Genomic DNA, 13,080 nt, shown 5'->3' with positions numbered 1-13,080 from the left:
TGTATTTTTAATCAATTTGACACTTTTCGTCCTTTTGTCTAATAACAGGTAAATTTTTTTATTTATATAATCCGCGCATAGCCATATGGGTAAACATATCCACTGCAGACACCAGTCTTTGCGCATCATTGTCCAAGTCCAGTTCCCGTTTTAATCCGCGCAGGCAGCTTAGCAGCACATAAATAAGCATCTCCAATTCCGAAGCCGACATATTACGCACTTCACCTTTGTCCATACCCTCAGTAAGCAAAGCTTCCAACAGCTTACTTTCCTGTCTTATAATCAGATGATGATGAACAATCTTGGTTTTATTGAAATCAGATAAAGTATTCGCATCCATACCTACATCGAGCATCTTAAAAAATGCTCTTTTTTCATGAAGTACTTCAAGTTTAGTCAAAAAGAAGACGCGAAACTTTTGCTCAACACCAGAAACCCGATCAACCGCATTGGTCATAGCCAATAACATTTCACGGATTTCAATCATGATAACCGCATCAAAAATTTCATCCTTACTTTTATAGTAGTAATAAAGTGAACTCCGGCCTTTCCCAATTGCTTTAGCCACATCATCCATTGTCACCTTGGCCAAGCCGTATAGCTGAAACAGGCCTTTAGCCGCCGTCAGGATCTGTTCCTGCATTAAATCTTCCTTGGTAGAATTGCTTGCCGACATGTATGAAAAGTTTTATCGCCGTAAAATTAAATATTTTTTAGACAATCAAACAGAAAATGTTGAAATGTTACAAAACAATCATTTCTCCTTTAACATCCACTGCAAGCGTGTTAGTTCTTTAGAAATAGTAGTATGATTAACTTAATTATTAATCATAGGCGGCAAGCTCCCATCCTTATTTCTAAGATCGAGCCCACCCTCGTAAACAGACTTTAGATTAACCAGATAAAAAGCCCATCCACTTGCACAGCCTAGCCTGATGTACTGTTTGGAATGATCATCAGTAGGTATATTATAATGCTTTAGCTCAATAATGGTATACCCCGGTTTCTCGGTCAAAGTCACATCTACACAGCATTCCCCTTCAAAACTGAACTGAAAAAAATCTTTGCCATTTGCATTTTTAATCAGCCCTGGCATCGGGTCTTCATATAAATACCAAAACCATTTATAAGTACACCCTTCTGTAACACTTACCTCAGGGCCAATATCGGCTCCTTTATCATCGGTAAAGACGACTTGTTCAAGAAACCATCTCTCCAACTCGCTGGCTTTGGTCCAGGCACTATAAATTTCTGCTATAGGAGCCTTAATTGCGATAGTTTTGGTAAACGAGGTCCAATCAAAATTATTCATAAGCGAGCAATAAATATGGTTTGACAATCATGAAATGATAAAAGTAAAGATATTAAAAAGTTCACAACCTAATTAGCAATGATAACTAACCACCTCATCCAATCGCGTTTTACTCCTTATCCATGCTATAGCGAAGCGATATCAAACCAGTTTCGTAAGTCTTGCTTTCCAAAAGAGTTAACTCTATACGGCTGCTGTGTTCATAAAATAGAGATTTGCCACTTCCAAGAAGTATTGGATGCACCGACATCCACAATTCATCAACCAGACCTGCCTTTAGCAAAGTATCCGCAAGCGAAGCACCACCAAATAACCAGATGTCTTTACCAGGCAACTCTTTTATCCTTCTTACCTCAGCAATACTGTTTTCTGATATCAATTCAGCCCCTTTTTTAACAGATTTCAGCGTTCTTGAAAAAACATATTCAGTCATTACCGGCATACCGGGCACCATTTCTCCATTATTGTCATCAGCATATTGCAGAGTCATCTCATAGCTCTTGCGGCCGATAAAAATGGCATCTACACGAGTAAAGAATTCATTCAGACCATAATCCTGATCCGTAAAGCACCAATCATATTCTCCGTTGGGGCCTTCAATATATCCATCTAGTGTTACAGCCAATCCTAATATTATCTTTCGCATATCTTTTGTGTTTTTATATTACAAAATTGCGTAGATCCAACTATTAAAAATTGTACAAAACGGACACTAATATAGAATATGCTGCGAATGCACTACCTGACCAGGAGAATGTCCGGTATAAGCCTTATAATCACGATTAAAATGCGCCTGGTCGTAATAACCACTTTCATGGGCAACTTCTGTAAGGGAGAGCGCCGGATATTTTTTTAGATGATCCAGTGAATAAATGAACCTGCTCACACGCAGATATTCCTTTGTCGATAAGCCTACATATTGCTGAAACTTCCGCGAAAGATGTCGCTGGCTGAGCCCAAGATCATTTGTGAGCTTACTCAATGTGATCAGTCCTCTCGAAAGTTGCACCTGATTCAGACAATAAGCTACCTGCGGATCTTGTTTGTCCAAGATTAACTGTTGTAATAAATATTTTTGTACCAGATTTACACGTCCTTCATCATTACAAATACCAGCCAGCTTTTCCTCTATCTCCGCTGCCATATCATTCCATAGATCAGACAGAGATACATTCAAATCACTTAGCGCATGCATCGGAAGCGGAAAAAAATGATGCGCAATCCCTGGATAAAAACAAATGGCAAGACAACCAGTACCCTTACGCATCTGCACATCCATAGGACGACTCATACGAAAGGTAACAATACTTCGCTTGTGCTGCTCATTATCAATGATTGCGACAGGCGAATTTGTATAATTCACAAAAAGTTCCACACAAGCATCCGGCAATACGCGAATATGCTGCCTGTCTGTTTCTCCATCGCAGTCCATGGAACAGATCAGCTTGATATAGGGTTGAAGACTTGGAATTATATCATAAAATTGCAAACGCATAATTTATAAATATAAGCCTTTTTATCCATTAAATTAATTTGCAGCTTCTTTGTTATACCTCCCACGATACTCCAATGGAGACATTCCTGTAATTTTCCTAAATACTTCGCGGAATGCCTTCGTATCGGAATAACCAACCGCATACATCACTTCATGAATGGTTTTCCTGGTCGTTTCAAATGCTTTTTTTGCCGATTCAATTTTTGCCCGCTGGGTATATTCAACTGGAGTATTCCCTGTTGCTTTGATGAATCGCCGGTCAAAGCTTCTTCTTCCAACAGCAAATTTAGAGGATAGAGTTTCTACAGAAATTTTCTCATGTATTTTACTCTCAATATACTCTTGTGCTTTCTTTATCATCTCGTCGCCATGCTGCTTCTGTCCGGTAAATATGACAAATGCAGATTGACTTTGTCTATCCATTTCGATCTGAAAGATCTTGGAACAATAGATCGCTGTTTGCCGGTCATAATATTTTTCAACCAGGTAAATCATCAGATTCAGAAATGAATAGCCCCCACCATTGGTGTAAATGCGATGCTCATCAGTAATCAGTTTCTCCACTTGTAAATCCACTTTTGGAAACTTTTTCTTAAAAACATCAGCAAAACACCAATGCGTAGAACATTTTTTTCCATCCAATAAACCTGTCGATGCCAGCATAAAAGCACCGCTGCACATGCTGGCTATTTCACAACCATTACGATAATTGCGCATTATCCAATCAACCAGCTCCAGATTCTCTTTATTATTTTCGTCATAATCAAACACTATGGAGGGAATAATAATAAGATCTGTTTTTTTAACAGCAGAAACATGTTTCTGCGTCTTTAATTCCAACAGACCCTGCATAAACTTTGTATTTAATGAAACTCCAGCCATTTCAATTTCATACAAAGACTGCTTTCCATTTTCTTGCCAATAATCGTTGGCTCTTACCAATATTTCATAAGCACCTATAATGCAAGCCATGGTACTTAAGTTGGTATGGCCATTCGGAATAAGGATGGTAATATGTTTCATCACGTTCGTTTTAAGTAAAAATAAGCAGAATGCATGTCTAAATCAACCCCCTATAAAGTCTATTTAACACCACAAAACTATTCATTAAAGACTGTAATTTTGTTACTATATCATTGAAAACTAAAGCATATGAACAATCAAAACTTTATGACGACGTTATTGGTCTATCAGACTCCTGAAGAAGTCTTTAACGCCATCAAAAATGTCCGCGGATGGTGGTCAGAGAATATTGAAGGCAACACAGGGCAATTGAATGATGAATTCCTTTATCATTATGAAGATGTGCACATTTCAAAAATCAAGCTTACAGAAGTGATTCCAAACAAAAAAATTGTTTGGCACATCATCAAGAACAGTTTTAAATTCACCAAGGACAAGCACGAATGGACAGGTGACCAAATAATTTTTGAGATCAACAGAAAAGACAATCAAACAGAATTGAAATTTACGCAAATAGGTCTCACTCCCGAATATGAATGTTATGATATTTGTTCCAATGCCTGGACTCACTACGTACAGGATAGTCTTCAAAGCCTAATCACCACAGGTAAAGGAGAACCAACTGTAAAAGAAGGACAGAATGAGCTGGAGGAAAGTTTTGTTAGAAACTGGGCAGCAAAAAGCAATCATGAATAGATAACTGGTAAGGGTACATGAATACACTCACTCAAGGGGTATTGTTTCCCGTGGATTTCTTTTCAATCATAGTATAAAAGGTTAGTTATAATATTCCTTTCACAAAACGTACAACCATTGGCGCAGGGATGGCCAAGCTGCTCGTACGACTCAATCGGGCAATATTAATTCCGTAAAAGTTACCTTTTGTATCCAATAACGGCCCTCCACATTCTGATGGTTTTAGTTGACCATCATGAACCAGCACTTCTTTAAAATCATCTCGTCTAAGGCTTACACCGTCCATAAATTTGTCGTCTTGTGAACTCGTTCTTACACTACGACGTTTAAGTATGAAAGACTGTGTATAAAGTGCGCCCGATTTTTTGGCATATTGAAACGTAACTGAATCGTTTGTCTGATATTTCGACAATTCATCAGGAACATCTTCGACAGTTAAAATAGGTCGATTATTAATCTTCTTCAATACATCCATTACTGCGATATCATTTGGCTTTGTAGTTTTTTGACTTACTAAAGGATACAGCCCAGATGCAACAATGGTATGATCCTCGGTCATAAAGCTTATTCCAACACCCAAATAGGCAGCAGCAGATTTAGGAATCTTTACTTGCATATTTCCTAAGACGCTTAACTCACCTTCGGCATGTGGTTTTGGTGAGATTAAAATACTACCCAATTTGTCGAACGTATAATCAATCTTTATGGTGCTTAAATTTATTCCACCTTCTATTTCTTGCGGTATTTGAAGAAGAACTAGATCATTTGCTTCATCGCGGCTTAGTATCTTAGCACTAACCATACCTCCATCTGCCATTTCAACTCTTGGATTTGATCCAATCATCGAGCTTTTACTGACGAAAAAACTTTTACCTTTTAAGTTTGATTCAGGAACTAAACCTTTCAAATCTACTAACGTGCTTAAAATGCTCGCATTCATCGAGTCCTTAACCATAAACACATCTTTTCTAAATGCTAAATCTTGAGTTTCAAAACTGGAAATCAACCGCTCCATTTGTTGAATTGGTGCCACCTGTTCAACTTTCTTATCTACCTTAAATTTATCTTCTGTTATAAATGCAGTATGAATAGCAGGTGTTGTTAAAGCCGTCCAGTATTTTCTGAAATTGTCTACCGGAACTTCCAAATTAACGTCTGTTCGAAAACTTATCCTACTATGTGTTCCAATTACCCTTCCCTTCAAATCAAAAACTGGACCGCCTGAATCACCTGGTTCCATTAAACAAGTAGTACGCATAAATCCAGTTTCATACTTCAACTCGGCAATGTAGCCAAGTCTGATTGTTGGTTTTGTAGCCGTTAAACTCCCTGGATAAGAAATACTGAGACAGGGCATATTTGGTTCTAGCAGCGATGACCATCCCATTTTTGCAACAGGCCATTTTCCTTTATCCGTAATAACTATCATGGCGGCATCAATAGTGTGGATAACACCTAAGCCTTTTGCTTTAAATTCACGGCCATCTGGAAAAGTAACAACGTATAAGCTGTTTGGATTAATTGCATGGCCGGCCGTAAGAATATGTCCTTCGGCATCAATGACAACACCACTAAAGTACGAACCTATTTTCTGTCCAGCTCGATCCAAATTAATAATGCGAACTGATGCGGCATAAGCCTTTTGGATATTCTGCTTAATTTCATTCTCTAATTGACCTGCACTAAAATTCTTATCCTGAGCAAAAACAGGGCTAATAATTTGCAAGCAAATTAAAAATATAATTATTTTCTTCATTGTTATTTAGCTAATTCTACAAGCAACATTTTCTTCAATCCCGGATTACTTGGAAGCGGTGCTTCTGTAGTCACTACGTTGCCTTGTCGATCAAAAATCAGATAACGGGGCATCACTTTGATTTTATAATCGCTTGCCAATATATTGTTACCACCACCTGCGAACAGTTGAATCCCCCCCATTTGTTTCTCTTTAATGATTTTTAACCAGGTATTCCTGGCTCTGGGTCCATCCTGTGCAACACCAACAAAAACAAGATCTTTATGATCATGCAAATCTGCTTCCAGTTGATTTAATGCAGGTATAAGCTCTTTACAAGGACCACAAAAAGTAGCCCAAACATCAACCAAAACAACTTTACCTTTAAAATCGCTCAAAGAAACCATTTTTCCATCTTGATCAGGAAAGCTAAAATTAGCGGCTTTTCTACCAGGCGTAGCTTTATACAACTTGGTGCCAAATGCATCAACTTTGGTTTTCAAGCTAGCATAATTAAAGTATTTTCCCTGTGCCTTAAGCATTGCCTCAAACTCAGGATAGGTTTTAACTTTCGGACTCATCCTATCAAAAATGTAAGTACCTTTCTGACGATCGGTAGAAAGAAAATTAGTACCTTCTTCCATTTTACTTATACTTGCAGCATAATCGGCATAGAGGGTTATTAATGCTTTCCCATTGGTATAAAGAAATACATCGTCACTTTTAAATTTATCTTTCTGGAAAAGAGTTTTACCATATTCAGCCAAGCTTTCTGGAATTATCCCATTATTTTTTTTGATCAGACTAAGCGCATAAAAATCCATTTCATAATTAACAATCTGCTTCATCAGCAGATTAAACTTGGTATTCTTGGTATTGATATTTTTTTGAAAATCTGCAGTCTTTTGATTAACAGCTGCAAATTCTGCCTGAGGATTTACAGCACGCTTAGGTCCGGCAAGAATTACAATTTGGCTTTTTAGCTCCCTAGTTAACTTAATCCATTCATTTAAAACGGCATTTTCATTAGAATATAATTTATTTTCATCGGTTTGCTTACCTGTAAATTCCATTTGGCGATTATCAATCGATAATTGTGCCTTGTCGCCTTTTTTTAGATAGATCGGAAATTGTCCGGCCGCCGCCGTGAAACCACCTATCATATAAAAGCCCTCATTGGGCTGATCAATAGAAAATAAAAAAGATCCATCATCAGCTAAACTACAAGACTTAACTAGCTTCGTTTCTCCATCTACCACTTGGAATAGATATACAACTTTATTGATATTAGGCTTGAGGGTTCCTTTCACTTCGGCCGTTTGCGCAGATGCCCAGATGGTGAAGAACAGTAATACAGCAAGGTTTAATAGTTTTTTCATGGTTACGCTTTACTTTAATGTTTTTTTACAATCTTCCTTCTGTACAGTAAAATTGGAAGATTAGACTCGTTATTCTGCATTTTCAAAAACGTTGCTTCTGCATCTTTCAAAGATTCGTCATTACTATTCTTCATTTCGCCAACCAATTCTGCTTGTTGTTTAATTGCAAGCACTTTATCACCAAAATTATAAGCAATCACATTCCTGTTATTTTTGAGTACTGATGAATTATTTAAGGTTATTGCCTTTTCAAACAAGCTATTTGTTAACTTTTTATCTTGAACATCTTTAGAAATTTTAGAAAGCTTAATTGCATAATTTGAGCACCAATCTGAAGCACTAACCGAATCAATCGGAAGCACAGCTACAGGCTCATTCTTATTAAGTACAAAGCTCTCTCTGCCTATAGAAGCTGTTTTATTTGACGGCAATAAAAACCCACTTATATATGCTCTATATGCCTGTAAAAGCTGGAGTGTATCCCTATTTGCAGTGTATAGTCGTATTTTAAACTCAAGAACTTTTTTATTTTTTCTTTCATCGATTTCAACTGTATTAAGGTCTGCAAAAAGCCGATCCAATTGCGTTTCATTTTTAAGTGTAAGCGCATCTTCAATCTTAGCAATTGTTTCACCACGAAGATTGAAATAAAGAGAGGCTCCTGCAACCCCATCTCTTTTGCATAAAACTGCATCAATTGCTTTATAGTTATTAATCATATACTTATAAAGGTTTGCGTCGGCGCCTTTTGCAAAATTTAATCCGATGAAATATAATTGATCTGCCGATGGTATTTTGCTTACAAATTTGGTAATGTAGCTGCTTAGTACCTGTCCTGTAGACTTTCCTTCTGCCTTAAGCCTTTTGATATAAGCTTTAGCAAAAGCCTCATCATAATTACTAGTGTTATACTTTGCATCTAAATCGGCAAGACCGATCTGATCCCTACCCGTAAATTTAAAAAGCATTTTATCGCCTACGTCATTAAAATCCGCAGCAGCCATTGAGCTCTTAGACCTGTCTATTAAAGATTCATCAGCGGGGTTGATGAATAAATATGTAGGATAAGATTTTACCTCGTACTTTTTTGCAATTGCAATGCCTTCTCCCTTTTCTGCATCAATTTTTACGTTAACAAAGCCTTTATTATACTTGGCTCCTACTTCGGGTCTGGTAAATACTTGAGCGGCCATTACTTTGCATGGACCGCACCAACTGGTATATATGTCTACAAAAATAGGCTTATGAAGCACCTTCGCTTTTTTGACCACCTCGCTCCAGGAGCTATGCTCAAATTCAATGCCCTGACCAGAAACATTCAGGAAACCGAATAAAAACAAAATACTTATCAAATTCTTCTTCATCTTTTTATTAATTAACCTTCGACAATTCCTTTTCAACCATATCCTTCAGTTTTGGATCAGATGGTCGAGGGGCATCAACAGACACTACATTGCCATCTTTTCCAAAAACCATAAATCGTGGAATTGCGCTAATCGCATAATCCTTAGTTATTTTAGTCCAGCCACCAGCAAACAATTGTATGCCATGCAAATCCAGGTCTTTAAGCATGGCTAACCATTTTTGTTTATCTTTTTCATAATCAACAGTTACGGATATAAAGGCTACATCTTTTCCTTTGAACTCTTCTTCCATCTTTTTTAGAAAAGGGATTTGTTGTTTACAAGGTGCACACCAAGTTGCCCACACATCAACCACAACCACTTTACCATTAAAATCACTCAATGAAACACTTTTGCCCTTTTGATCTGGATAAGTGAAATTGATGGCAGGTTTAGGCCCAACTACACTATTGTATAATTTTGTCCCCAATTCTTCCACAACCAATTGATGGTATGGCGATTGAAAATATTTTCCGTAATTCTTTATAAAGTTTTGATATGCGGCATAATTGCCTGGCATTCTACTTTCATTTAAAATCATCGCACCTTTGATGTGATCATTATTGAATGCCACGATTTTTTCATCAACTGAAGCTTTGCTGAGTATAGCTGAGTTAGCATAGGTTTCCTTACCACCCGATAACGCAAAGTTCGCATACATCCCTAGAAAGCGTTTTCCATAAAGCATATCCAGCACAACATCCGTATTAAATTTTTTTGGATTTACAATGGTATTATAATAGGGAGCCAACTCCTCTCTCTTTACAAATACTCCTCCTCTGGGCACAGCAAGGAAATTCAAAGCATATAAATCCAGGTCATATCCAACCACTTGTTTCATTGCCTTATTGAATACCTCGTTTTTTGTGAGAATAGATTTTTTAAATGTTTCGGCTTGGGATGCAACTTTTGTTAACAATGGAAAGAATTCTTTATAGCTTTTCATTGCATATAAGGAGTTATATTTAACAGAGTCACTCATTTGAAGCCACTTATATAAAATGGCATTCTCTGGTGTTTGAATCCCAACAAAATCAATCGTTCTCGTATTGATGGCAACCTCTGCCTTATCCCCCTTTTTTAAATAAACCGGAAATTTTCCTCTGATAAACTCCCCCCAACCAATTGCATAGAAGCCTTCTTGGGCAGGATTGAACATAAAGCCAAAAGAACCATCTTTTGCCAAATGGGTTTTTGTAATTTCTTCAGTTTCTCCATCTTTGATAGCATAAAGTGTAATATCCTTATCGTCAAAACCTTCAGATTTCACTGTTCCCCAAATTTGAGTCATTTGTGCCGAAGCACAAAGACTCAAAAATAAACCCACTAAAACAAGTGTTATTTTTCTCATAAACCAATATTTATTTCGTTTTTGCCAATTCAGCTTCAAGCAAAGCTTTTAATTTAGGATCAGAAGGCCGGGCCGAGTTAGGGCTAACTAATTTCCCTTCACGATCAATCACAATAAAACGAGGAATAGTTTCAATTTTATAAAAATCTGTTACTTTATTTGCAAAGCCGCCAGCATAGAGCTGCACTCCAGTGAGCTTCATATCATCAACCATCTTCAACCATTTATCTTTGTCCTTTTGCTCATCCGTAGAAATACTGATAAAAACTACATCTTTACCATGCAATTCTTCTTCTAACTTTTTCAAATAAGGTATTTCCTTTTTACATGGAGCACACCAGGTTGCCCAAACATCCATCAGCACTACTTTACCCTTAAAATCACTTAAAGAAACCATTTTACCGTTCTGGTCCGAAAAGGTGAAATCAACAGCTTTACCTCCCGCTGTGGTGATGTAGAGCTTGGCACCCAGTTCATCAACCCTTTTCTTTAAATCTGGCGAAGTAAAATATTGGCCAAAACTTTTAACTAAGCCCTCATACTGAGGATAAGATTGTATTTGGGGAACCATTTTAAATAAGGTGTATATTCCCTTTTGTTTATCCGTAGAAAATAATTTCAATCTTTCATCAATATTGGTCTGCCTGCCTTCTGCATAATCTGCATACTCATTTAACAACAGTTCACCAAATAAGCTAGATAAAACGTCATCATTTTTGAACTTATTCCCAACTACAATACTGTTATAATAAGGCACATAATCCTCTTTCTTTGGATGCTCTTTACGTGGAGTTCGTAAGAAGTGCAAGGCATAATAATCCAGATCAAAATAGGTTAACGAAGTCATCAACCTGTTGAAATTTTCATTCTTGGTTTTGATGGTTTTTCTAAACGCATCTGTTTCTGCCGCAACTTTGGTCAATTCAGGAAAGAAATCTTTAAAAGTACTTAAGGGCGGCTCGATAAAATACAAAGATTTAACTTTTAAATCCTGAGTCAGATTGGTCCATGAGGAGAGAATAGTATTTTCTGGAGTCTGCTTTCCCACAAATTGCATCCATCTCTTATCAATTGCCAGCTCAGCCTTATCCCCTTTTTTCATATATAAAGGGAACAAAGAGCCTTTTTCCAATTTTGTATAACCCACTGCATAAAACCCTTCATTCGGAGGTGTAAAAAGAAACCCGAATGAACCATCTTCACCTAGTTGCGTATTGGCCATGAACTCCGGTTTACCATCTACAACATTAAAAAGTGAAATATCCTTTTGTGTACCATTTTTCATTACCCCACGGATCTCACTCATCTGAGCAAAAGAAACTCTAGCCAGGAACAAGGTTACCAGCGTTAATAATATTCTCATCTTAATTCTCTATTTGGTTTATAATTATTTGCTTAGTAATTCATTCAGGTAAACTTTGAGTATCGGATTGGATGGGCGCTCGCAACATTTTGCATTCACCATCTTACCTTCTCTATCTATGATTACAAATCTTGGAATACCTGTTCTGCCAATCTGATTAAAGAAAGGATCTTCTGCAAGGCCCTTGGGCATCTTTACCTGATTCCCTGTCAGATTCCTTTTTTTCATAAAATCTTGCCAGTATTCCTCTTTGATATCTCCGTTAAGCGATAAAAAAACCACATCTTTCCCCAGCATATCATTCTCTAATTTTTTAAGGAATGGCATTTCTGCAACGCAAGGATGGCACCAGGTACTCCAGATATCAATTAAAATATATTTACCTTTATAATCACTGATTTTCGCTGTAGTACCATCTGGCTTTTGAAAACTATAACTACCAAAATCAGTTCCAGGCAGCGCTTTATTTAAAAGTGTCTGTTGATCTACTCTAGCTAAAATGCCATTGATTTTTGCAATACTGGCTGGATCTTTCAACAATGGCAGGGCCGCTTTGGCTATATCCTTTATTTTAATAAAATCATTGTCCATAAAAGCCAAATCTGTTAACTGAACAATATAAGCTTCCCTTAATTTCTGATTGTCAATAGTCCCGGCAAAATCTGCAAGCCAGGTATTTGAATTGCGTACTTTAAGTTGGCCCGTCTCCATTTTCGCATACATCATCTCATTGATGGTTCTATACCAGTTGTAATATTGAACAACCTCAGGAACCAGTTGAAGATTTAAATCATCAAACCTGGGTTTATTTATGGCATCTGCTACACCACTTAGCTTCTCTTCCATATAAGGACCATAAACCGCATTCAAGTACTCTCCCTGAGTAAAACCTAATAAAACTGCTTTACTATTTTTAACTTCATCAATGGCAGATGCATTAATAGCTTTTACCCTATTGATGTAGGCCTCTTTAGCGGTATATTGCTTATTTTTGAAGTCATATTTTCTGGAAAGAGTCACATAAAATTGATTCAACTCACTTCCCTTTCCACTAAATACCACTTGATTGTCTTTTACACTGACCGATAAGTCGTCGCCCGGTTTCAGGTATACATAAAAGCCCTTTACTATCGGATCAGTCGTGGTTAAAATGCAGAATGAAGGCTCTTTTAAGGTAGTTTCCATAATAAAACTTCCCCTTGTAAAATTAGCTTTCCCCTTCTGGACCATAGCATAGCCTTCAATAAAAAGAGAAGCCCCCCCTTGTTGCACCGTCATGTCTCCTTTAACAAGGGTTTTAATGCCCTCTTCTGCAAAAACAGAACATGACATTGTTAGGCCACACAATATAGCGGCAATCGCAAATATTTTTCTCATATGTGA

Annotated in this window: 12 protein-coding genes; 1 reads left to right on the top strand and 11 read right to left on the bottom strand. The window is 37.2% G+C overall.

Translation table 11 applies throughout. The features are described 5' to 3' along the window. Positions 1–58: 58 nt before the first annotated feature. From R2S08_RS19050 to R2S08_RS19030, 5 genes are all read right to left on the bottom strand, one after another. Positions 59–676 (bottom strand): TetR/AcrR family transcriptional regulator, encoded by a 618-nt coding sequence (locus R2S08_RS19050; RefSeq protein ID WP_316836620.1) that lies wholly within the window; start codon positions 674–676, stop codon positions 59–61. 141 nt (positions 677–817) lie between these two features. After that, the gene (locus R2S08_RS19045) at positions 818–1,312 is read right to left on the bottom strand and encodes an SRPBCC domain-containing protein (RefSeq protein ID WP_316836619.1); all 495 of its coding nucleotides are present in this window, start codon (positions 1,310–1,312) and stop codon (positions 818–820) included. 109 nt (positions 1,313–1,421) lie between these two features. Continuing rightward, positions 1,422–1,958, bottom strand: a complete 537-nt coding sequence (locus tag R2S08_RS19040; protein WP_316836618.1) for a dihydrofolate reductase family protein — start codon at positions 1,956–1,958, stop codon at positions 1,422–1,424. 66 nt (positions 1,959–2,024) lie between these two features. Continuing rightward, the gene (locus tag R2S08_RS19035) at positions 2,025–2,807 is read right to left on the bottom strand and encodes a helix-turn-helix domain-containing protein (RefSeq protein ID WP_316836617.1); all 783 of its coding nucleotides are present in this window, start codon (positions 2,805–2,807) and stop codon (positions 2,025–2,027) included. A gap of 33 nt (positions 2,808–2,840) precedes the next feature. Beyond that, a complete protein-coding gene (locus R2S08_RS19030; RefSeq protein WP_316836616.1) occupies positions 2,841–3,830 on the bottom strand; it encodes a GlxA family transcriptional regulator in 990 nt (329 codons plus the stop codon). A gap of 129 nt (positions 3,831–3,959) precedes the next feature. On the opposite strand from R2S08_RS19030, the gene R2S08_RS19025 reads away from it, so the two are divergent. Beyond that, positions 3,960–4,466: an SRPBCC domain-containing protein gene (locus tag R2S08_RS19025; protein ID WP_316836615.1), complete on the top strand. Its 507-nt coding sequence runs from the start codon at positions 3,960–3,962 to the stop codon at positions 4,464–4,466. A gap of 85 nt (positions 4,467–4,551) precedes the next feature. On the opposite strand, the gene R2S08_RS19020 is transcribed toward R2S08_RS19025, so the two are convergent. The 6 genes from R2S08_RS19020 to R2S08_RS18995 all read right to left on the bottom strand — a co-directional run bounded on the left by R2S08_RS19020 (position 4,552) and on the right by R2S08_RS18995 (position 13,074). After that, positions 4,552–6,222, bottom strand: coding sequence for a serine protease (locus tag R2S08_RS19020; RefSeq protein ID WP_316836614.1), 1,671 nt, complete (start codon positions 6,220–6,222; stop codon positions 4,552–4,554). 2 nt (positions 6,223–6,224) lie between these two features. Continuing rightward, entirely contained in the window at positions 6,225–7,511 is a 1,287-nt protein-coding gene (locus R2S08_RS19015) for a TlpA disulfide reductase family protein (protein WP_316836613.1), read from the bottom strand. Positions 7,512–7,594: 83 nt separating this feature from the next. After that, the gene (locus tag R2S08_RS19010) at positions 7,595–8,833 is read right to left on the bottom strand and encodes a thioredoxin family protein (protein WP_316836612.1); all 1,239 of its coding nucleotides are present in this window, start codon (positions 8,831–8,833) and stop codon (positions 7,595–7,597) included. A gap of 118 nt (positions 8,834–8,951) precedes the next feature. Further along, positions 8,952–10,334, bottom strand: coding sequence for a TlpA disulfide reductase family protein (locus R2S08_RS19005; RefSeq protein ID WP_316836611.1), 1,383 nt, complete (start codon positions 10,332–10,334; stop codon positions 8,952–8,954). 10 nt (positions 10,335–10,344) lie between these two features. Next, entirely contained in the window at positions 10,345–11,697 is a 1,353-nt protein-coding gene (locus R2S08_RS19000; RefSeq protein ID WP_316836610.1) for a TlpA disulfide reductase family protein, read from the bottom strand. 24 nt (positions 11,698–11,721) lie between these two features. After that, positions 11,722–13,074 carry a TlpA disulfide reductase family protein gene (locus R2S08_RS18995; RefSeq protein WP_316836609.1) on the bottom strand — a complete coding sequence of 451 codons (1,353 nt, stop codon included), beginning with the start codon at positions 13,072–13,074 and terminating at the stop codon, positions 11,722–11,724. Positions 13,075–13,080 lie beyond the last annotated feature (6 nt).

Source organism: Pedobacter nutrimenti, from assembly GCF_032678445.1.
Lineage (GTDB): Bacteria > Bacteroidota > Bacteroidia > Sphingobacteriales > Sphingobacteriaceae > Pedobacter > Pedobacter nutrimenti_A.
Note: the sequence above shows the minus strand (reverse complement) of the source record. Positions and strands in the feature narration are given on the sequence as shown.

Bases quoted from the DNA above. Each gene is read 5' to 3' on its own strand.
- R2S08_RS19005 (WP_316836611.1), bottom strand. From the start codon at position 10,334: ATGAGAAAAATAACACTTGTTTTAGTGGGTTTATTTTTGAGTCTTTGT.
- R2S08_RS19050 (WP_316836620.1), bottom strand. From the start codon at position 676: ATGTCGGCAAGCAATTCTACCAAGGAAGATTTAATGCAGGAACAGATC.
- R2S08_RS19000 (WP_316836610.1), bottom strand. From the start codon at position 11,697: ATGAGAATATTATTAACGCTGGTAACCTTGTTCCTGGCTAGAGTTTCT.
- R2S08_RS19020 (WP_316836614.1), bottom strand. From the start codon at position 6,222: ATGAAGAAAATAATTATATTTTTAATTTGCTTGCAAATTATTAGCCCT.
- R2S08_RS19040 (WP_316836618.1), bottom strand. From the start codon at position 1,958: ATGCGAAAGATAATATTAGGATTGGCTGTAACACTAGATGGATATATT.
- R2S08_RS19030 (WP_316836616.1), bottom strand. From the start codon at position 3,830: ATGAAACATATTACCATCCTTATTCCGAATGGCCATACCAACTTAAGT.
- R2S08_RS18995 (WP_316836609.1), bottom strand. From the start codon at position 13,074: ATGAGAAAAATATTTGCGATTGCCGCTATATTGTGTGGCCTAACAATG.
- R2S08_RS19025 (WP_316836615.1), top strand. From the start codon at position 3,960: ATGAACAATCAAAACTTTATGACGACGTTATTGGTCTATCAGACTCCT.
- R2S08_RS19035 (WP_316836617.1), bottom strand. From the start codon at position 2,807: ATGCGTTTGCAATTTTATGATATAATTCCAAGTCTTCAACCCTATATC.
- R2S08_RS19045 (WP_316836619.1), bottom strand. From the start codon at position 1,312: ATGAATAATTTTGATTGGACCTCGTTTACCAAAACTATCGCAATTAAG.